General features: G+C 41.9%; 18 protein-coding genes. 11 read left to right on the forward strand and 7 right to left on the reverse strand.

Annotated elements, in window-relative coordinates; translation table 11 throughout:
- Nucleotides 1–89 precede the first annotated feature (89 nt).
- The 4 genes from ACFQ1G_RS11585 to ACFQ1G_RS11600 all read left to right on the forward strand — a co-directional run bounded on the left by ACFQ1G_RS11585 (nucleotide 90) and on the right by ACFQ1G_RS11600 (nucleotide 4,822).
- The gene (locus ACFQ1G_RS11585) at nucleotides 90–755 is read left to right on the forward strand and encodes a succinate dehydrogenase cytochrome b subunit (RefSeq protein WP_380739713.1); all 666 of its coding nucleotides are present in this window, start codon (nucleotides 90–92) and stop codon (nucleotides 753–755) included.
- 9 nt (nucleotides 756–764) lie between these two features.
- Nucleotides 765–2,768 (forward strand): fumarate reductase/succinate dehydrogenase flavoprotein subunit, encoded by a 2,004-nt coding sequence (locus ACFQ1G_RS11590; RefSeq protein WP_380739714.1) that lies wholly within the window; start codon nucleotides 765–767, stop codon nucleotides 2,766–2,768.
- 71 nt (nucleotides 2,769–2,839) lie between these two features.
- Entirely contained in the window at nucleotides 2,840–3,583 is a 744-nt protein-coding gene (locus ACFQ1G_RS11595) for a succinate dehydrogenase/fumarate reductase iron-sulfur subunit (protein ID WP_380739716.1), read from the forward strand.
- Nucleotides 3,584–3,667: 84 nt separating this feature from the next.
- Nucleotides 3,668–4,822 (forward strand): methionine aminotransferase, encoded by a 1,155-nt coding sequence (locus tag ACFQ1G_RS11600; RefSeq protein WP_380739718.1) that lies wholly within the window; start codon nucleotides 3,668–3,670, stop codon nucleotides 4,820–4,822.
- Here ACFQ1G_RS11600 and ACFQ1G_RS11605 read toward each other — a convergent pair.
- Entirely contained in the window at nucleotides 4,819–5,337 is a 519-nt protein-coding gene (locus tag ACFQ1G_RS11605; protein ID WP_380739720.1) for a DUF1440 domain-containing protein, read from the reverse strand. The two genes, ACFQ1G_RS11600 and ACFQ1G_RS11605, sit on opposite strands and share 4 nt — an antisense overlap.
- Nucleotides 5,338–5,441: 104 nt before the next feature.
- Here ACFQ1G_RS11605 and ACFQ1G_RS11610 point away from each other — a divergent pair, with 104 nt between their 5' ends.
- Nucleotides 5,442–6,221: an amidohydrolase gene (locus ACFQ1G_RS11610; RefSeq protein WP_380739722.1), complete on the forward strand. Its 780-nt coding sequence runs from the start codon at nucleotides 5,442–5,444 to the stop codon at nucleotides 6,219–6,221.
- Here ACFQ1G_RS11610 and ACFQ1G_RS11615 read toward each other — a convergent pair.
- Both ACFQ1G_RS11615 and ACFQ1G_RS11620 read right to left on the reverse strand, forming a co-directional pair.
- Nucleotides 6,208–7,821 (reverse strand): Ig-like domain-containing protein, encoded by a 1,614-nt coding sequence (locus tag ACFQ1G_RS11615; RefSeq protein WP_380739724.1) that lies wholly within the window; start codon nucleotides 7,819–7,821, stop codon nucleotides 6,208–6,210. The genes ACFQ1G_RS11610 and ACFQ1G_RS11615 overlap by 14 nt on opposite strands.
- A 50-nt stretch (nucleotides 7,822–7,871) precedes the next feature.
- The gene (locus tag ACFQ1G_RS11620; RefSeq protein WP_380739726.1) at nucleotides 7,872–8,552 is read right to left on the reverse strand and encodes a ComF family protein; all 681 of its coding nucleotides are present in this window, start codon (nucleotides 8,550–8,552) and stop codon (nucleotides 7,872–7,874) included.
- Between the two features lie 70 nt (nucleotides 8,553–8,622).
- Here ACFQ1G_RS11620 and ACFQ1G_RS11625 point away from each other — a divergent pair, with 70 nt between their 5' ends.
- The 6 genes from ACFQ1G_RS11625 to ACFQ1G_RS11650 all read left to right on the forward strand — a co-directional run bounded on the left by ACFQ1G_RS11625 (nucleotide 8,623) and on the right by ACFQ1G_RS11650 (nucleotide 17,587).
- Entirely contained in the window at nucleotides 8,623–9,504 is an 882-nt protein-coding gene (locus ACFQ1G_RS11625; protein WP_380739728.1) for a hypothetical protein, read from the forward strand.
- Nucleotides 9,505–9,568: 64 nt separating this feature from the next.
- A complete protein-coding gene (locus ACFQ1G_RS11630) occupies nucleotides 9,569–11,107 on the forward strand; it encodes a glycine--tRNA ligase (RefSeq protein ID WP_380739730.1) in 1,539 nt (512 codons plus the stop codon).
- A gap of 114 nt (nucleotides 11,108–11,221) precedes the next feature.
- Entirely contained in the window at nucleotides 11,222–14,188 is a 2,967-nt protein-coding gene (locus ACFQ1G_RS11635) for a GEVED domain-containing protein (protein ID WP_380739732.1), read from the forward strand.
- A gap of 101 nt (nucleotides 14,189–14,289) precedes the next feature.
- On the forward strand, nucleotides 14,290–15,057 hold the full coding sequence (locus ACFQ1G_RS11640; protein ID WP_380739734.1) for an exodeoxyribonuclease III: 768 nt from the start codon (nucleotides 14,290–14,292) through the stop codon (nucleotides 15,055–15,057).
- Nucleotides 15,058–15,079: 22 nt separating this feature from the next.
- Nucleotides 15,080–16,033 (forward strand): OmpA/MotB family protein, encoded by a 954-nt coding sequence (locus tag ACFQ1G_RS11645; protein WP_380739736.1) that lies wholly within the window; start codon nucleotides 15,080–15,082, stop codon nucleotides 16,031–16,033.
- Nucleotides 16,034–16,402: 369 nt separating this feature from the next.
- On the forward strand, nucleotides 16,403–17,587 hold the full coding sequence (locus tag ACFQ1G_RS11650) for a hypothetical protein (RefSeq protein WP_380739737.1): 1,185 nt from the start codon (nucleotides 16,403–16,405) through the stop codon (nucleotides 17,585–17,587).
- A gap of 56 nt (nucleotides 17,588–17,643) precedes the next feature.
- Here ACFQ1G_RS11650 and ACFQ1G_RS11655 read toward each other — a convergent pair whose 3' ends face one another.
- From ACFQ1G_RS11655 to ACFQ1G_RS11670, 4 genes are all read right to left on the reverse strand, one after another.
- Nucleotides 17,644–18,126 (reverse strand): hemerythrin domain-containing protein, encoded by a 483-nt coding sequence (locus tag ACFQ1G_RS11655; protein WP_380739739.1) that lies wholly within the window; start codon nucleotides 18,124–18,126, stop codon nucleotides 17,644–17,646.
- A gap of 214 nt (nucleotides 18,127–18,340) precedes the next feature.
- A complete protein-coding gene (locus ACFQ1G_RS11660) occupies nucleotides 18,341–18,550 on the reverse strand; it encodes a YgaP family membrane protein (RefSeq protein ID WP_380739741.1) in 210 nt (69 codons plus the stop codon).
- Nucleotides 18,551–18,725: 175 nt separating this feature from the next.
- The gene (gene radA / locus ACFQ1G_RS11665) at nucleotides 18,726–20,093 is read right to left on the reverse strand and encodes a DNA repair protein RadA (protein WP_380739743.1); all 1,368 of its coding nucleotides are present in this window, start codon (nucleotides 20,091–20,093) and stop codon (nucleotides 18,726–18,728) included.
- A gap of 12 nt (nucleotides 20,094–20,105) precedes the next feature.
- Nucleotides 20,106–21,251: an alpha/beta hydrolase gene (locus ACFQ1G_RS11670; RefSeq protein ID WP_380739745.1), complete on the reverse strand. Its 1,146-nt coding sequence runs from the start codon at nucleotides 21,249–21,251 to the stop codon at nucleotides 20,106–20,108.
- Nucleotides 21,252–21,253 lie beyond the last annotated feature (2 nt).

Raw genomic sequence — 21,253 nt, forward strand, 5'->3', positions numbered from 1 at the left:
TTTAAACCCATTCTAAATAACCTCTTAATCTTTGGTAATGATTTGAAAGAACGTATTTTTGGGCTAATTATTTAAAAATTTCGAATCAAATGGGTGGAATCCTCAAATCTTCCATAGCAAGAAAGCTTGTTATGGCATTGTCAGGACTCTTTTTAGTCTTGTTCTTACTCCAGCATTTTCTTATCAATTTTACTTCTGTTTTAAGTGCTGATCTTTTCAATGAAATCTCCCATTTCATGGGGACTAATTTCTTTGTTCAGTTCTTGTTGCAACCCGTACTTATTTTGGGTGTGATCGTACACTTTGTTATGGGTATTGCATTAGAAATAAAAAACAGAAATGCTCGTGTAAAAAAATACGTTCGTTTTAACGGTGGCGCTAACTCTTCCTGGATGTCAAGAAACATGATATGGACAGGACTTGTGGTACTTGCCTTTTTAGGCCTGCACTTTTATGATTTCTGGTTTCCGGAAATTTATCACAAGTACATAGCGATCCATCCGGAAGATCCAATGAGATATTATGGTGAAACAGTTGCCAAATTCCAGGACCCAATAAGAACCGGATTATATGTGATCTCATTTATATTCCTGGCCCTTCACCTGCTTCACGGATTTTCTTCCTCTTTTCAGACAGTTGGATGGCACCAGAAATTTTATAAAGGATTAAGAGGTGCAACCGTTGCATTCTCTATCCTTATACCGCTAGGGTTCATTTTTATCGCCCTGTTTCATTACATTAATCAAGTTCAATAACTAAGGTTTATGTCAGTTTTAGATTCAAAAATACCAAAAGGTCCACTGGCAGATAAGTGGACCAATTATAAAAATAGTATCAACCTGGTTAACCCTGCCAATAAGCGTAATATTGATATTATCGTTGTAGGAACGGGACTTGCAGGAGGTAGTGCTGCTGCCACGCTTGCTGAACTTGGTTATAACGTTAAGACATTTTGCTACCAGGATTCTCCGCGTCGTGCTCACTCTATTGCCGCGCAGGGAGGTATCAACGCGTCAAAGAACTATCAGGGAGACGGAGATTCTGATTACCGTCTTTTCTATGATACAGTAAAAGGTGGTGACTACCGTGCCCGCGAAGGGAACGTGTACCGCCTTGCTGAAGTTTCAGGAAATATCATTGACCAGTGTGTTGCTCAGGGAGTTCCTTTCGCACGTGATTATGGCGGACAATTAGATAACCGTTCTTTTGGAGGGGTTTTGGTTTCCCGTACTTTCTACGCAAAAGGACAAACAGGACAGCAGTTGTTGTTGGGTGCTTACTCGGCAATGAACAGGCAGATAAACCGTGGAAAGATCGAGTCTTACACCCGTCATGAAATGCTTGATGTTGTGATCGTAGACGGAAAGGCGCGAGGGATCATTGCCCGTGACCTTGTAAGCGGAAAGATCGAAAGACACAGTGCTCATGCGGTTGTGGTCGCTTCGGGTGGATACGGAAACGTCTTCTATCTTTCTACCAACGCGATGGGAAGTAACGCCACCGCGGCCTGGAAGGTTCATAAAAAAGGAGCCTTTTTCGCAAACCCTTGTTTCACTCAAATTCACCCAACCTGTATCCCGGTTTCGGGAGATCACCAGTCTAAATTGACGCTGATGTCTGAGTCACTTAGAAATGACGGACGTATCTGGGTTCCGAAGAAACTTGAGGATGCAAAAGCAATTAGAGAAGGTCGTTTGAAACCAACAGAACTTGCTGAGGAAGACAGAGATTACTACCTGGAAAGAAGATATCCTGCATTTGGTAACCTCGTGCCTCGTGACGTGGCTTCGAGAGCTGCTAAAGAGCGTTGTGATGCCGGATTCGGAGTAAATAAAACAGGAGAGGCTGTTTATCTTGACTTCGGGAGTGCTTTTATGCGCTACGGAAAAGAGGCGGTTGCGACTCAAAAAATAGAAAATGCTACAGATGCCCAGATCAAAGCTTTGGGTCAAAAAGTAGTAGAGGCTAAATACGGAAACCTTTTCCAGATGTATGAAAAGATCGTGGATGAGAACCCGTATGAAACGCCAATGAAGATATATCCTGCGGTTCACTATACTATGGGTGGGCTTTGGGTTGATTATGACCTGCAAACTACTATTCCTGGATTGTACGCGGCCGGAGAGGCTAACTTCTCTGATCACGGTGCAAACCGTCTGGGAGCATCGGCCTTGATGCAAGGGCTTGCTGATGGTTACTTCGTGCTTCCGTATACAATGGGAGACTATCTTGCGGCTGATATTAGAACCGGTGCTATCCCAACCGATAGTCCTGAGTTCGAAGAAGCCGAGAACAAGGTGCGCGGACAACTTGAAAAGTTGATGAACACCAACGGAACCAAATCTGTTGACCACTTCCACAAACGTTTAGGAAAGATCATGTGGAACAAAGTTGGGATGTCTAGAAATGCTACTCACTTGAAAGAAGCAATCGAAGAGATCAGACAACTGAGAGAGGAATTCTGGAAAGATGTTCGTATTCCGGGTGAAATGAACGGAATGAACACTGAGCTGGAAAAAGCCGGAAGAGTGGCAGATTTCCTTGAATTAGGTGAGCTTTTCGCGAAAGATGCACTTCACAGAGAAGAATCATGTGGAGGTCACTTTAGAGAGGAATATCAAACCGAAGAAGGGGAAGCCCTAAGGGATGATGAGAACTTTATGTATGTAGCAGCCTGGGAATACAATGGTGACCCGGGAACCGAAGTGTTGCATAAGGAAGACCTCGTATACGAGAACATCGAAGTAAAAACAAGAAGCTATAAATAGAATTGAGAAGTTAGTATTGAGAAGTTAGATTTTTCTCAATACTCCATACTCAATACTCAATACTATAAAATATGAATCTTACACTAAAAATATGGCGTCAAAAAGACGCCGATGCAAAAGGAGGAATCGAGACCTACCAAATTGGAGGGGTTGATGCTGATATGTCTTTTCTTGAAATGCTGGACGTTCTTAACCAGGACTTGATAGATAAAGGAGAAGAACCTGTTGTATTTGACCATGACTGCCGCGAAGGAATTTGTGGTACCTGTAGCCTCCAGATCAATGGAGAGCCTCACGGTCCTGACCGCGGAATTACTACCTGCCAGTTGCACATGAGAATGTTCAACGATGGAGACACTATTGTCATTGAACCATTCAGAGCGAAAGCTTTCCCGGTGATCAAGGATTTGATGGTGGATCGTTCTTCTTTTGAAAGAATTCAGCAAGCCGGAGGATATGTTTCTGTAAATACTTCTGGAAATACCCAGGATGCCAACGCTATACTTGTTCCAAAAGATAAGGCAGACACTGCTTTTGATGCTGCTACATGTATTGGTTGCGGTGCATGTGTGGCTGCTTGTAAGAATGCAAGTGCCATGTTGTTCACTTCCGCAAAAGTAAGTCAGATGGCTTTGCTTCCGCAGGGAGAGATCGAGGCAGACAGACGTGTTCTTGCTATGGTAGAGCAAATGGATAAGGAAGGTTTTGGTAACTGTACCAATACCGGAGCTTGTGAAATAGAATGTCCTAAAGGAATTTCTCTTGAGAACATCGCGAGAATGAACCGTGAATACTTAAGAGCGAGCACTAAATAAACAATTTAGTAAACTGATATAGTTGAGATCCCGGGCTTTGCAGTCCGGGATTTTTTTTGCACCTTGAGGACAAACAAAATTGCTGTGAACTTCGATAAACACTCAAAACTACCCGATCATCAAACCAGTATTTTTTCGGTAATGGGGAAAATGGCTCTTGATCACAATGCCGTAAATCTTTCTCAGGGCTATCCCAATTTTGAAACAGATGATCATTTGAAAGATCTTGTCACCAAGGCCATGAATGATGGGTATAATCAATATGCTCCACTTGCAGGTGTCCCTAAGTTGAGAGAGCAGATCGTTCAAAAAATTGCTTCGCTCCACGGAAAGGAATATGACCCTTCCAGGGAAATCACTGTCACAAACGGTGCAACCCAGGCATTGTTTTTAGCTATTACGGCTTTTGTTCATCCCGGTGATGAGGTGATAGTACTGAAACCTGCATATGACAGTTATGAGCCGGCTATTGAGCTGAATGGTGGGAAACCCGTTCTGGTGCAATTAAAAGGTAAGGAGTATAGTGTGGACTGGGAGGAGGTAAAGCAGGCTATTTCTTCTAAGACCCGTATGATCATTATAAACACGCCCCATAATCCTAGCGGGAATGTGTTCAGTAAGGAAGACATGACCCGTCTTGAAGAAATATTTCGGGATACCAATATCATTGTTCTAAGTGATGAGGTTTATGAGCATATTGTTTTTGGCGACGCTAAGCACCATAGTGCATCGGCATTTCCGGGACTCGCAGAAAGAGCGGTTGTATGTGCTTCCTTCGGAAAGACCTTTCATAATACCGGCTGGAAAATGGGATATTGCGTAGCTCCTTCAGAATTAATGAAAGAGATATGGAAGGTGATGGAGGTGAACGTATTTTGTGTTCACCATCCAACCCAAAGGGCTTTCGCTGAATACCTCAAAGAGCCCAGGCATTATCTGGATCTAGGTAAGTTCTACCAGGAGAAAAGAGATCGATTTCTTGAATTGATTAAAGATACCCCGTTTAAGGCAATTCCGTCGAACGGAACCTATTTCCAATTACTGGATTATTCGGCTATTACAGATGAACGGGATGTTGATTTTGCCCGCCGACTTATTCTGGAATATAAACTGGCCAGTATTCCGGTTTCTGTTTTCAACAAAGATCAGTTAGATCACAAGCAACTGCGTTTCTGCTTTGCTAAAAAAGAAGAAACCCTCGTAAGGGCTTCCGAAATTCTGAAAAAGTTCGAGGTTTAATTTTCCTCCTCTCTTTTCCGAAGTTTTTCATCTACAAAACCTCTAACAACTTCCGTGGTAACTCCAAATATTACATGAGCTGCGAGTTCGTGGAGCTGTGTTTTTAATGGAATCTTTTCAGGACTTCGATCAAGTCCCATTAGTGGAAGGCTGGTTTCATGTGTAGAAGCCCAGGTGGTTCCTCCCAGGATAACACCGTCCAGGATATTGGTTTCTTGCCGGTCCCTTTTTCCGTAGCCATACACTGCTCCTACAGTCGCTCCCAGGGGAATGTTGACCATTTGTTCCACGATTGCTTCATTTTCAATTTTGATAGGGGTCCCCGTGAATTTAACGGCAAGCTGGTCCATAACCTTGATCTGTGCCGATTTCTCATCGATCTTTCTAACTTGTAGGAAGCGTTCAACAGTTGATTTGATGGCACTGCCGGCAAGACCGCCGATAAAACCCGCCAGGATTCCGCGAGAGGCATTTGAAGGATAAGAATCCTTCTCGAAAAAATTATTCAAATTCATAGCAATTATTTTTTTAGGCAATTAAAACTATTCATTGCATCAGTGCTTTACAAGCATTTAACACGTATTTAGCAGCATCCCGACAATTTTTGATAAATTTACATATGACACAAAAATTAACGACCGCACTGCTTCAGGCCAACCTTTTTTGGGAGGATATTGAAGCCAATAGAACCTTTTTTGAAAGGAAGATCAATGATCTTTCCAATGATGTTGATCTCATTATTTTACCCGAAATGTTTACCACCGGTTTTACCATGGATGCCCATTTCTTAGCCGAACCTCCCCATGGTCCTACTTTGGAATGGATGCAAAAAATTGCTTCGGAAAAAGATTCTGCCATAACGGGAAGTGTGATCACAAAAGAAAATGACCTTTATTACAACCGTTTGTATTTTGTCTTTCCTGACGGTAGCTTCGAAAAATATGATAAGAAGCACACTTTTACGCTGGCTAACGAGCATGAGACCTATGCTTCGGGGAGCGAAAGACTGATCGTGGAATTCAAAGGTTGGAAGATTTGTCCGCTTATATGTTATGATCTTCGGTTTCCCGTTTGGTCAAGGAATACTGAAGATTATGATATCCTAATCTATGTGGCAAACTGGCCGGCTTCAAGAATTATGGCATGGGATACCCTTTTAAAGGCCCGTGCCATTGAGAATATGAGCTACTGTATCGGTCTGAACCGTGTGGGAACAGACGGAAAAGATCTGGACTACGTGGGTCATTCGGCAGTGTATGATTGCCTGGGCCAAAAGATCTCCATAAATTCCTCGGAAAATGAATTTTCTGAAGAGGTTGTGCTGGACAAGAACCAATTGCAGGAAACCCGATCCCAGCTGAAATTTTTACAGGACCGCGACCGGTTTACTCTACGTTAAAGGCCTGGGTGACGTCCCAGTTGGCACGAACATCCAGTACATCTTCGAAATAAACTACCTTTTCGGCCTGTCTTCTTTCCAGAAATCTTCCGCTGTCCCAGATACCATTTGCGTTGCTGTCGTATATGAGACGTAGAAAATACTTTCCGGGTTTCACATTTCTGAAATTCAGGGAAGTTTCACCGGTGCTGTATTTTTCTACCTGCACATCTCCTTTTTCGGTAGTTAGCTGTACGATCACCGGGAATTGCTCCACATTCTGTAGGTTGATCACCACGTTTCCATAATCTGATAAGGCTTGGGTCCTCACCTGCGCCTTCAAAGTATCATTTTGCTTTCCGAAGAAATCTGTGAAGGCTCCTGGCAGAGCTGTTAGGCGATAGATGTAACTTTCTTTCTTGTCAAATGTTATGATGTACTCATTTTTCCAGTCATCGTACCTTGTCTTAAAGGGCACCGGTAAGGTGTCTTTATCTGTGATGCTTATCAAAGAATCATTGGTCTTGGAAAATGGTATGTTTGGAATGATCTTCAGGTCCTGTTCAAAATTGATCGAAGACTTAGGTTCAAACGAGATCTGCAGGGAATCTCTGTCCATCTCCTTTAATCTTGTGATCAAAGTATCGCGGTAACCGGGCATTTGTACTGCAAAACGTAAAGTGTCTGTTACTTTAGCCGGTTTGTACCAATAGTGTAAAGTGTCTTTATCGGCATCTTTGGTAATGGTACTCGTAAAACCTTCGGGCTTTGGGGTAAGTAGTTCGATGTTTAGACTGTCTGGTTGAGGTTTACCCACATATCCAAAAAGTAAATGCTGTTCCGATTTTTGCTGAGGCTTTGTGAATTTAAAATCAACCAGCTCCTTGAAAAGTATCAGGTCAAAGACAGATTCCGTAGGGATGGTGATGTATTCATCGGCAAAGGCGATCTTATCAGTCCCCGGCTCAAAAGTGTAATTATTGTTGACATCTCTCATTCCCACCAATTGATACGTACCTTCTTTTAAATTTTTAAGCTGAAAAGTGGTGGCGCTGTCAAGTGTATTGGTGATATACCTTGGAATTCTATTGTAAACAGCCGAATCGTTGTAGGTGGAATCGACCTCATACAGCATCACCGAAATGAAAGGATCCGGAACTTTCAGCAAGGCATCAGAAACATTTCCTGAAACTGTGAGAGAATCGATGTAAGGTCCGGTGGAAAACGCATACGTGAAATAATCCAACGGATTTCCTTCATTATTGTCGGTAATACTTCTTCCGAAGTTAATGGTATATGTAGTGTTGGGCTGTAAAGTGTCAGAAATGTTGATCCTGATAGATTTACTGGCGGTTCCGAGAGGGGTGATCTCAGGCCTTGGATCCATAGGAGGAGAAATAATGATCTGCCGTTGTGGATCGTTCATCTTGATGTATTCATCAAAATAGATCCTGATCTCGCGGGCATCAAAATTAGTAGTGAAATTTTCGGGTTTCGCGCGTACATACTTTGGTGGAACTTCATCTTTTGGGCCACCGTCAGGAGTTCCTCTTTTTGCGCAAGCGGCAAAAACCGAAACAACTAGTATCATAATCAAGGCACTGAAACCGGGTCTTTTCATTCGAATGGAATTTGTACAAAGAAACGATTTATTCTTTTATTTCTGAAGCCTCAGTGCGTGACAGCCATAGTGGCAATACTGATCTTTATTCCCGGTATCTGTAAAAGTTTTTCTGAACAGGCTTCGAGTGTGGCTCCTGTGGTCACCAGGTCATCGACCAGTAAAATATGGGCGCCTACCAGAGAATTTGGCTCTTCAACAACAAATGTTTCGCCAATACTGCCCCAGCGGGCGAACCTTTTTTTGACGGTTTGCGTGTCCGAAGCCGACTTTTTCAAAAGAACCCGATCATTATAAGGAACCTGAAGGGCTGCTGCTATCTCTTTCCCGAATTTTTCAACCTGATTATAACCGCGTTTTTTTAACTTGTTCTTGTGAAGTGGTACAGGAATCACAGCGGTAATTTCTTTATATCTCTTTTCAGTCTTTAGTTCTTCTCCCAGCCACTTTCCAAGAAAACTTCCAATTTCCTGATGTCCCTTATATTTCAGGTTGTGAATTAATTTTTGGGTGATTCCTTTTTTTTCAAATAAAAGTAAGGAAGTTGCGTTCTCGATAGGAATTCTTCCGTAGAAGATCTTGTCGGTTTCATTATCCGGCTCAAGATGGTTTTGAAGTGTCGGGAGAGTGTGTAAACAGTCGGTGCAAAGGACTGTTTCAGAGGGGAGTAATGCTGTTTCACAGAAATTACACAGACGCGGGAATAATAAGTCTAGTAAATCGTGAAACATTTGTTAATAAATTAGTGAAAACAGGCGCAAAACCTATAAATTTACAAAGTAAACTGAAAATACTACAATTATGTCTGACCAAAAAAGTAATAATGCATTAAAGATCCTTACCGGTGTATTAGCCGTCGCTTTGATCGCATTAGGAATATACACGGTTAAATTTTATAACGAAGAAAAAGAAAACCAAGAGCTTTTAGAAAAAGAGAAAGCAGTTATCGAAGGAGAATTGAATGACTTGATCATAAAATATGATGAAGCCATCGAAGAGAATGAGGGTCTTGATTCTGAACTTGTAGCAGCCAGAGAGCGCATCGTTATGCTTCGTGATTCGGTTAAAGATAATGAAGCGAACCTTGCTTTGATCTCTCGTTTCCGAAGAGAAGTGAGCAATCTGAAAGCTGAAAAAGAAGAATTGTTCAGAGTGGTGGATAGTTTAAGTAACCAGAACAGAATGCTGATCACTGAAATTGATAGCACCAATAATGTGTTACTTGAAAGAACCCGTTTTTCTGATTCCCTGAAGGTGCAAACCCAGGTGATGGCTAACAAGATCGACCAGGCATCTCAATTAAAAGTGAGTAACCTGCGAGGAGAAGGTGTGATCGAAAGAAACAGTGGCCGTTTGGTTGAAAATGACCGTACCAGAAGGGTTGACAAGATTAGAACCTGTTTTTCAATTACCCCGAATGCCCTTGCCGAAGCCGGTGAGAAACAACTTTACGTTCAGGTCTATAACCCAAACAACAATCTTGTGGGAGACCAGATCGCTGTTCAACATGATGGTGGGGTGATGGTATATAGTGCTGCTACCAAAGTGTTCTATGAAAATGAGGAACTTGACGTTTGTATTCTGGCCAATACCCTGGAAGAGAATCTTATAGAGGGAACTTACAAGGTTCTGGTATACAATGGTCCAAGCTTAATTGGAGCTACCACCTTTAGCCTGAGATAAAAACATTCAATAATAAATACAACCGCCTTGATACTAATCGGGGCGGTTTTTTTATTTTTGCCCTATGGCAAAACAAGAAGATCTTTTCAAAAATGTTATTTCCCATGCCAAAGAGTATGGGTATATTTTCGCATCAAGTGAAATCTACGACGGACTAAGTGCCGTTTATGACTATGGACAAAACGGTGCCGAATTAAAGAAAAATATTCGTGAATACTGGTGGCGTAGCATGGTGCAGTTGCATCAGGAGATCGTGGGTCTCGATGCTTCCATCCTTATGCACCCAGAAACCTGGAAGGCTTCAGGCCACGTTGATGCTTTCAATGATCCTTTGATCGATAACAAGGATTCTAAAAAGCGATACAGAGCAGATGTTCTTGTGGAGGACTATGCTGAAAAACTGAACCAGAAAGCTCAAAAGGAAATTGATAAGGCCAAAAAAAGGTTCGGAGATTCTTTTGATGAGGAGCAGTTCGTGGCTACAAACGAAAGGGTTCAAAGATATTTAGGTGAAAGAAAAGCTATTTTAGAAAGGCTTGGTGATTCCCTTACAAAAGAGGATCTTAAGGATGTAAAAAACCTGATCGAGGAATTGGGAATTGCTGATCCTGAAACAGGTTCCAAGAACTGGACAGATGTAAGGCAGTTCAACCTTATGTTCGGAACAAAATTAGGTGCTTCTTCAGATACCGCCTCAAACCTGTATTTAAGACCGGAAACTGCCCAGGGGATTTTCGTGAACTTTTCAAATGTTCAGAAAACAGGAAGGATGAAAATTCCTTTCGGGATCGCTCAAACCGGAAAAGCCTTCAGAAATGAGATCGTCGCCAGACAGTTCATTTTCAGAATGAGGGAGTTCGAACAAATGGAAATGCAATATTTTGTGCGTCCGGGAGAGGAACTTAAATGGTATGAACACTGGAAAGAAGTAAGACATAAATGGCATTTATCACTAGGCTTGGGAGAAGAGAACTACCGTTTCCATGACCATGATAAACTGGCACATTACGCTAATGCAGCGGCAGATATTGAATTCAACTTCCCATTCGGATTTAAGGAACTGGAAGGAATTCACTCAAGAACAGATTTCGACCTTAAAGCTCATGAGGAACACTCAGGAAGAAAACTACGTTTCTATGATCCTGAGTTGAAAGAGAATTATGTGCCGTACGTGATCGAAACTTCGATTGGTCTTGACCGTATGTTCCTGGCTGTACTTTCAGCTTCTCTAAAAGAAGAAGAATTGGAAGACGGAAGCTCAAGAACCGTATTAAAATTGCCTGCAATCCTGGCACCTTATAAAGCTGCCGTGTTGCCGTTAGTTAAGAAAGACGGCCTTCCGGAAGTAGCCCAGGAGATCATTGAAGATCTGAAATGGGATTTCAATGTTCAGTATGACGAAAAAGACGCGATTGGAAGACGTTACCGTAGACAGGATGCAGCAGGAACCCCACTTTGTATCACGGTAGATCACGATACCCTCGAGGATAGAACTGTTACTGTTCGTTTTAGAGACACCATGGAGCAAAAAAGAGTTCCTATCTCTGAACTTTCCTCAGTGATCGATGCTGAAGTGAACTTCAAACACTGGATGAAGAGATAAGTGAGATTTCTTTAATTAAAGTTAAAAAAAGGATAATTCAGTAATGGATTATCCTTTTTTTAGTTCCCACTCATTTTTAAATCTGTAATTTAGCCTTTATAAAAAGCTCCCTGAATGCTTAAAAAATACCTTTTTTTACTATTTCTTTTCCTGGCGAGTGGAAACCTGTTTTCACAACAGGTTTTGGAGAGGTCAAAACCTGTACTGGCAGGTTCTGCCAGGGCGATCAGTACCGAAGCTTTATCCAAAAAAGATCTCTTACCTCCTTCCGGGGAATTCAAAATATACAATCCGAAGAACCGAAGTTCAAATATCGTGGTACCCGGAAAAGGGTACCCCAAGAATCTTGATGCCGCCTGGCAAAAGGAGGTTGGACAAATACCAAATAAGAAACCTATTCTTGTCTTTGATGCTGCTACCTCGGGTTCCACTCCAACTGATCCTACCGGAGCAGTAGGGCCTAACCATTACGTGAATGCATGGAACTCTGCTTTCGCTATTTATGATAAGGAAGGAAATTTGCTTTCTCCTCCTGCAGATCTGCAAACTATTGGAGGAACATTTGTGGGTGAAGACCTGGGAGACCCTATCGTTTTCTATGATGGTTTCGCTGACCGATTCGTGATCACACAGTTTAGCGATTCCCCCAATAGTTTGCTGGTTGCGATAACTAAAGGACCTGATCCCGTGAATGACGGTTGGTATACTTACAGGTTTGACACTGGCACCTTTCCTGATTATCCCAAATTCTATGTGTGGGGTGACGGATATTATGTCACCACGAACCAGGATCCGGATGAAATTAGGGCTCCGGGTGATCCAACTGATAATTTAAATGAGGTTGTTTATGTCCTGGAAAGGGACAAGATATTGCTGGGAGAGGAGGCGCAACATTTAGGCTTTCCATTACCGGGAATAAGAGTGAACGGATTTTATAGCCCTGCAGGTTTTTTTGCTGTTGGTAAAGAACAGCCTCCCAAAGGCAATGCACCGATCATGTACTACCAGGATGATTCCTGGCTCGGGGTGAATGAGGACCATTTGAAAATATGGCTGATCAATGTGGATTGGAAGGATCCTTTGAATTCTACTATAGAAGAATCTCAGAATTTGGGCCCTTCTGATGGGGTAACTCCTTTCCATTCGGTCTTTGATGGAGGGTCATTCCATAACCTTTCGCAACCCGGAAATGCTCCCGACGTGGATGCTTTACAGGGGGCGATCATGTATCCGGCGGCATACCGTCAATTTCCAGATCATAATTCGGTCGTATTCAATTTTGTAGTAGATATCGACCCTTCAGTTGTAGAACACGCGGGAATTCGCTGGTATGAACTACGACAGGATGCTTCGGGTGGTCCATGGAGCGTGTATCAGGAAGGAACCTACGCTCCTGATGGCAGTGACCGTTGGTGTGGAAGTATAGCAATGGATAAGAACGGAAATATCGGGATGGGCTTCACGGTACTGAATGATAGCCCTGAAAATCCTATTTTTCCTTCCTTAAGATATACCGGTAGATATGCCGACGACCCCCTTGGGATGATGACGCTTCAGGAAGAGACCATAGCCAAGGGTGTCAGTGCCAATCCCAGTAACCGCTACGGAGATTATTCTCATATAACCGTGGACCCTACAGATGAGGAGACCTTCTGGTTCATTGGCGAATATTTTGCGCAGGGTTCCCGCCTTAATAAGGTTGGGGTCTTCAGGATCGCACCAGAATACGTAAATGATGTTGGAGTGGTAAGCCTTGTTTCTCCGAAAAATGGAACGTTGGGGAGTCAGGAGCAGATAACAGTGACCATCCGAAATTTCGGAAGTGCGCCTCAATCTAATTTCCCTGTGACTTATTCAGTGGACGAAGGCACTTCTGTAACCGAAACTTTTAACGGCACCATTCAGCCAACAGAGCAAGCCGAATTTACCTTTTCTGCCCGTGCTGACCTTTCTGAAGTGGGAACCAATTACAGTTTTTCTGCAGGCACCCAGTTGTCAACTGATGAAAATCCGGAAAATGATTTTCTGGAGCTCGTTATCAGAAACCTTCCGCCCAATGATGTGGGAATAACCGATATTATTTCTCCTGAGACTGGTGAGAACCTTGGCATGGAGCAGGTAGTGGTCATTGTAGAAAATTTTGGAGGGGAACCTCAGAATAATATTCCTGTAGCTTACAGACTTGATGAAGGAAATCTTATAGAAGAAACCATTAATCAACAGTTGGCGGTTGGAGGGCAATTATCCCATACTTTTCAGACTCCGGTAGATCTTTCGGATCCCGGAAAATATGAAATCTTCGCTACAACTATGCTTGTCGAGGATTCTAATGAAAAGAATGATTCTGTTGTGGAAACCGTGGCAAATCTCAACTGTATTCCTCGAGGATCTGACTGTAGTTTTGGAGACGGGATCTACAATTTTTACCTGAATGAGATCGTGAATGAAAATATTTACTGTACAGACGGGTATTACGATTTCACCGGACTTTCTACACCCTTGGACAGGTCACAACGAACTTTTAAAGTTGGGGTATCGAGCAGATTTTCTGATAACCGGTTTTCACTTTGGATAGATTTCAATGACAACGGATTCTTTGATCCAAGTGAGTTGCTTATTAGTTCACAGGTTTTGGAATTATCGAATGTCGTCTACACGTTCGAATTTACCATCCCGGCAGATGCTCCTTTAGGAGAACATCTCATGAGAGTGAGGGCAGGAGACACGTCCTATTCCGGGAGCCTTAATGACCCATGTAGCGTGATGGAATTTGGTAATACCATGGATTATACCGTGGTGATCAAAAGTGACATAGAAGCCTCAGCTTTGGAGGATGGAAAATTGCTGATTACCTCTGCCGACCAGAATATCTTCGACATTCGTCTTACCACCAGTTACCAGCAATTTTTGTGGGTTACTGTTCATGATATGTTAGGTCAAAAACTGGTGGAGAACAGGATCGATAAGAGCTATAATGGCTATGAGTATATGCTCGATATGTCTTATGCCGCCCCGGGAGTATATTTGGTAAGAGTAGGTACCCGAAAAGAAGGGAAAGTCAAACGCATCATCGTGCGGTAGGTCTTAATTTCTTTATTCGCTTTTTCTTCGGAAATATTTTCTTTCAATTCGTGAAGAAAGTCCGAAAACCTTATTTTTGAACTTCGGAAAAAATCGATCGAATGAAAATTATCTCCTATAACGTCAACGGAATACGTGCGGCAATCAGAAAAGGTTTTGTAGAATGGCTTGAACAGGTAGACGCCGATGTGGTTTGCCTGCAAGAGATCAAAGCTACTCCCGAACAATTTGATGAAAGTGTCTTTGAAGATATCGGGTACAAGTTCAATTCCTGGTTTCCGGCGGTCAAAAAAGGCTATAGCGGGGTGGCTATTCTCAGTAAGATAGAACCTAAAAACGTCGCTTTTGGAACAGGTATAGATTATATGGATTTTGAAGGCCGAAATATTCGAGCTGATTTTGAAGATGTTTCGGTAATGAGCCTTTACCTGCCTTCAGGTACCAATATCGCCCGGCTGGATCATAAGCTTCAGTACATGGATGATTTTCAGAAGTATATTGATGAGCTGAAAACGGACCTTCCGCATCTTGTCATTTGCGGGGACTATAATATTTGTCACCAGGAAATTGATATTCACGATCCTGTTCGGCTTAAGAATACTTCGGGATTCCTTCCGGTAGAAAGAGAATGGATAGGAAATTTCATCGACAGCGGATTTATTGACGCTTTCAGGCACCTAAATGACGAACCGGGACATTATTCCTGGTGGAGCTATAGAGCAGGCGCCAGGGGCAATAATAAAGGCTGGAGAATTGATTACAGCATGGTGAGTGAGCCTTTGCAAGAAAAGATCAAACGCGCCGTTATATTACCTGAAGCTAAACACAGTGACCATTGCCCGGTATTGTTGGAACTTCATAAAAATTAATTAAACCTAAAGCCTCCCAATAATGAAAAAAATCACCCTCTTTGCCATTTTCAGCAGTCTGGTGCTGTCCTCATGCGTTTCTTCAAAAGTGTATAAAGACCTGGAAGGTCAACACACGGAACTACAACAAGAAAACGCTGAATTGAAAGATGAATTCCGGCAATTCAAAACAAAGACCGATAAGGATCTTGCCACGTTGAATGAGCGTTATGACAATTTAAAAGCCGAAAAAGAAAGTCTGGAGCAGGAATTGGCTGCGACCAAAGAGCGTCTTGCAAAATTGCAGTCCTCTTATGATGCCTTAGAAGCGAACAGTTCTTCTGCGCTGGCTGAGAATTCAAAAAGAAACCGCGAGCTTTTGGCTGAGCTTGAAAATAAGGAAAGAGCGCTGGCTACAGAGAAGGCAAGGCTTGAAAAACTTGAGAAAGACCTGGCTGCAAGATCAAAGCGTGTGAATGAACTTGAAGGTGTGATCGCCGCCAAAGATGCCAAAATGAATGCTCTTAAAAATTCACTTTCCAAAGCTCTTACGAATTTTGAGGGGAAAGGCTTAACGGTAGAGCAAAGAGACGGGAAAGTATATGTTTCTATGGAAAACAAGTTATTGTTCAGTTCAGGTAGCTGGTCTGTTGGAACTGAAGGTAAAAAAGCGGTAGCCCAATTGGCATCTGTTCTTGCTGAAAACCCTGATATCGCCGTCTTGATCGAAGGGCACACAGATAATGTGCCGTTTAACGGAAGTGGACAACTGACAGATAACTGGGATCTTTCTACAAAACGTGCGACCTCCATAGTGCAGTTATTGAGACAAAATTCAGGGATCGATCCTCAAAACCTTACAGCTGCGGGTAGAGGAGAATATGCTCCTATTGCTTCTAATGACACTGCTGAAGGCAGAGCGAAGAACCGTAGAATTGAAGTGATACTTACCCCTAAACTGGATGAGATCAATAAGCTGCTTCAGGAAATGGAATAAATCCTGAAGGTCTAAAACATTAAAAGCACCGGTGATTCACCGGTGCTTTTTAATTTAGTCCTGTGTATTTCCCGAATGCTTAAAAAATCAGGTTCTCCATAAGTGGTTCTTGAAACTGCTTTCAAGAGTTATGAATGAACCTTCCTCTCATTTTCAAACAGCTAATTTTCAGTACGGTTGACGCTTTGATTTTAATGAAGATAATTAATTTCCTTGAAAATAGTCATTTCAGAATAATGGGAATAAGGTTCAATTTTGGAAAAAAGGATGAAGGAAAAAGGCTTCCGAAGGTAATTAGAAACCCCTTTTACCTATTTTTGGTATGTTAAATGTTAATAGTAAATCTATTAACCCTCTAACTAATATGCCATGAAACGAAAACTACTCATTCTAATCGGGTTTTTTATTCTTGCTTCCTGCAGTAGTGTGAAGCGCAGTCAGCAGGCTTTGAACCAGGGAAATTATAATGAAGCCATCGCAATTGCTGTGGGTAAACTTCAAAAAGACAAAACCCGCAAAGGGAACCAGGAACATATTTTAATTCTGGAAGCTGCTTTTAAAAAATTGACCGAAGCTGAGAAAAAGCGGATCGCTTTTTTGGAAAAAGAAGGGAATCCTGCGAACAGCCGTGAAATCTATCACATTTATTCCAACCTCAGAAGGATCCAAAATAGTATCATCCCTTTATTACCGATGTATATAGTAGACAGTAACCGCCAGGCAAACTTCAATTTCGGGGATTATTCCGATGAAATCATAGATGCGAAAAATGCATATGCAGAGGTGCTTTATCAGGACGGAAGATCCATGATGGAACAAAAAGATAAGCTGGCTTACAGGAATGCCTATACTGTTTTTATGGAGTTGCAAAGACTTTCTCCAAATTACAGGGATACTGAGCAATTACTGGAGGAAACCCATTTTCAAGGGACCGATTTTGTGGTGGTTGAACTGCACAACCAGACGCCTTTCGTGATTCCAAGAAGTTTGGAAAATGAATTACTCGACTTCAACACCTATGGACTTGATGATTTTTGGACAGAATATCATGCTTTCAAAAATCAGGATTATAAATACGATTTTGCTGTGAACCTTAATTTTAGGGAGATCCATATTTCTCCTGAAAGGGTTCTAGAAAAAGAAATTCCACTGGAAGCCGAGATCCTTGACGGGTATTCTTATCAAAGGGATCGAAAAGGGGATTATGTTTTAGACAGTCTTGGAAATAAGATCAAGATCGAAAATTTTATAAAGGTGAAGGGAACGCTGTACAAAACGATTCAAACCAAATCTCTTGCACTTGAGGGTAAGGTTGATTATTTAGATCTTGACAAAAGACAGTTGATGAAAAGTTATCCTTTGGAAACTGAATTTGTTTTCGAGAATGTTTTCGCCCGATTCAAGGGAGATGAAAGACTTTTATCTAATGAAGACAAGGAATTGCTTAAAAACGGATACCATCCTTTCCCATCGACAGAACAGATGCTTGTGGACGCATCAAATGATATAAAAGGCAGGCTGGGGCCTATTCTAAAAAGGAATAAGCTGAGGTAAGCTTGTGCTAGCTAAAAAAAGACCTTTCAAATTCTGAAAGGTCTTTTTTTATGAGGTTATTCTTCACCCTTGCCGTCATTTCCGGGAATGGACTCGGGCCAGGATTTTCGATAATCCTGCATGGTATTTTCATAGTTCTTTGCTAAAGCCTGGGCTTCCTTTTCAGAATACACTTTTTTAGCCTTTTTGAAAAAATCTTCTTCTTCGTCGTCCAGATGATGTTCTACCTGCTCCACTAATTTTTCTACTGTAGCCAGCCAATGTGGTGAGCTCATGTCGGTTTCTTCAAGCTCATGGATCAATTCGTCCATTTCATGATGCTCGGCCATCCCATGTCTGGCGTCTTCCTGCATTTTATCGGTATCAATAAGAGGAGAATAGAAATAGCGTTCTTCGGCAACGGCATGTACTTCCAGCTCTCTTCTTAACTTTTTCCAGAGCTCTTTTCTTTCTTCTGAATTACCAGAGGTTTTTACAATTTTATAACACAGATCTCTCTGGATCTCGTGATCTTTTTTGATGGCTTCGTAAATTTTCATTTTCGCTTTTTTAAGGTCAGAGTACTTTCTTTTCTTTTAAAGATAGGAAACTTCACTTGTTAAAGCTAACCCATAGTCGCCTTAAACCACTGTTAGGGACTCTTTTCACAAAACTTTATAAATAGTCCTCCCAAAAAACTTCAGCAGTTGAAATCAGGATATTTTTTTACTTCTGGTATGCCCAAAATTGACTTCTGAAGCTATCTATTAATGATTACTTAATCTTCGACGGGCAGGTATTTAGTCCGAAAAGGGTGTACAGCGGACAAAAACTAATTAAACTGGTGAGTACAAAAACGCCGGCAAGAACTAATAAAACAATGCCCAAAGTGCCGGTGATCATACCATTGAAATACAGTGTTGCAATGATTGCAGCGATTATTATCCTGATAATTCGGTCTGCGGTTCCCATATTTTTTTTCATTTTGAAAGCTTTTAGTTGGATGAATATTGAATCAGCAGAACAATGCCAGTTATTATTGCCATGCATAATATACACACAAGTAGAAGTTTTACGGCTTTGTGCTTCATGATCCTTTTCGCTAAAATTAGTTCAGAATTATATCCCGTAAAGTGACGAAGGTCACCTTGCTTGTATTTTATCCGAACAGGTAACTTACTACATCTTCGATCTTTGATACCTTCTGAATCGTGATGTTGAAATTACTTTTAGGGATCTTGCTTTGTTTTGATACAATGATGGTACTGAAACCTAATTTTTCAGCTTCGATGATTCGTTGTTCGACACGTGTCACGGGCCTTACTTCTCCTGCTAGGCCTACTTCGGCCGCAAAACAAATATCCTTTGGTACCGCGATATCTTCATTTGAGCTTAAGATCGCGGCAACTACAGCAAGGTCCAAAGCTGGATCATCAACCGAAATTCCTCCTGTAATGTTCAGGAAGACATCTTTTGCACCTAATCTGAAACCCGCTCGTTTCTCAAGCACCGCCAGCAACATGTTTAATCTTTTTGAATTGTAGCCTGTAGCCGAACGTTGAGGGGTGCCGTAAACAGCTGAACTTACCAAAGCCTGGATCTCTATCATTAAAGGACGCATTCCTTCAAGGGTGGCTGCTATCGCGGTTCCGCTGAGGTCTTCCTCGGTTTTGGAAATGAGAATTTCCGAAGGATTACTTACCTCACGCAGTCCGTTTCCTTGCATCTCATAGATCCCAAGTTCATTGGTAGAACCAAACCTGTTCTTATGCGCTCTCAGGATGCGATATACATGATTTCGATCGCCCTCGAACTGAAGTACGGTATCAACCATGTGCTCCAGTATCTTTGGTCCTGCGATGCTACCTTCTTTGGTGATGTGGCCGATAAGAATGACCGGTACAGAAGTTTCTTTAGCATATTTGATCAGCTCGGCTGTACATTCCCTGATCTGGGAAATACTTCCGGGACTGCTTTCGATATAATCGCTGTGAAGCGTCTGAATAGAATCTATGATCACGATCTCAGGTTCCAGTTTTTCTATTTGCTGAAAAATGTTCTGAGTCTTGGTCTCGGTTAAAATATAACAATTGCTGGAGGCAGGATTGATCCTTTCTGCCCGCATCTTGATTTGTTGCTGACTTTCTTCTCCTGAAACATACAAAGTCCGGTAGTTCAGGTGCAGGGAGATCTGTAGTAACAAGGTACTTTTCCCAATTCCGGGTTCCCCGCCCAGAAGTGTAAGTGAACCGGGAACAATTCCGCCTCCCAGGACGCGATCCAGTTCATGGTTGTTTGTGTTGAGTCTTTCTTCTTTGGAAACTTCAATTTCAGAAATTCGAAGCGGCTTAGCTACCCGTTTTACAGGAGCGGCAGAAGTGGCAGATTTCCAGTCTTTTTTCTCCTCTTTTTGAAGGACTTCCTCAACTAAGGTATTCCATTCCCTGCAAGAGGTACACTGGCCCTGCCATTTAGAATGTTGCGCCCCGCAATTCTGGCAAAAAAAAGTAGTTTTTGTCTTAGCCAATATTTCCTGGTTTTAGTACCCGTATTCTTTTTTAATCAATTCGGCTTTCCTAATCATGAAATCGGCAGTGATGAAAGCAGCTTCTTTTTTATCATAAGAACCTTCATACATTCTCATGGCCTTTTTTGTCTTTCCGGTCTCCTCAAGAGATTTAGCGATATAATAACTTCCTAACATGGAGTCAGGATCCTGCTCCATTGCCAATTTCCCCAGTTTTTCCAGGTCATCCCAATTCTCTTTGTGCTCAAGGGCTTTCCCAACGGCTAAAAAGTCATTTAACCGCACCGGAATGTTCAGACCGTACAGGTTCTTAATAATGTTATATTTCTTAGTCAGGTAATTGTATGGCGAAGCATCTGCCGCTTTAATTTCCTCGTACTCATCTAAACTGATAGGTTTGTAAGCTTCAAAGATCTTTTCCAATGCTCTTGGGATGGCGTGAGCTACCAGTGAGTAATGGAATGGCTTTTCAAAATCATCAAATTGATAATGAAGGTTCTCATTTTCTAAAGTACTAAGTGAGTAGTCCAGTTTTTTGATGTACTCCCTCAATTCGGCAACATCATTTGAGGCGGTTGCCAGATAGAACCATTTATCTGAACGGGTATCGCTCAGCGCCTGGTATAGACGGGTGGCCATTTCAGGGGAAAGATCGGGACTTAGGTTTATGTATGCCTGGAATAAAGGATTATCCTTAAACAGGTAGAAGTTTGCGAAGTTAGCCGTAAGGTCATGTCCGGCGATTACGTTAAAGTTAGTAGTTCGATAGTTTCGGTTCAGGAAAGGGAATAATTCAGCCCCGATAAAATCGAAGAAATTCTTACCTGATTTGGCCGGGAAATACTGAATGTCGTTGTAAAAAGTGTCGGCTCTTCTGCTTCTTGACTGGTTGATACCCACAACAATGGCTTCGGGAATATCATCCCAGTAAGAGAAATAATCTACGTTTCCGGCAAATGGTTCAAATAGGTAATCTCCGTCAAGAACTAATATGACGGGATAATACTTTTCTGAGTTCTCGTCATAGTTGCGCGGAAGTTGAATTTTTAATTGCCTCTCCTCTCCTAAAAGTGTGGAGTTGATAGTCTTGTAAATAGTCTGTGAGTGAGATAATTGGGCGGCAAAAAAAATAGCTAGGAATAGATAGATTTTTGACATAA

The organism is Salinimicrobium gaetbulicola (assembly GCF_042676025.1).
GTDB classification, from domain to species: Bacteria; Bacteroidota; Bacteroidia; order Flavobacteriales; family Flavobacteriaceae; genus Salinimicrobium; species Salinimicrobium gaetbulicola.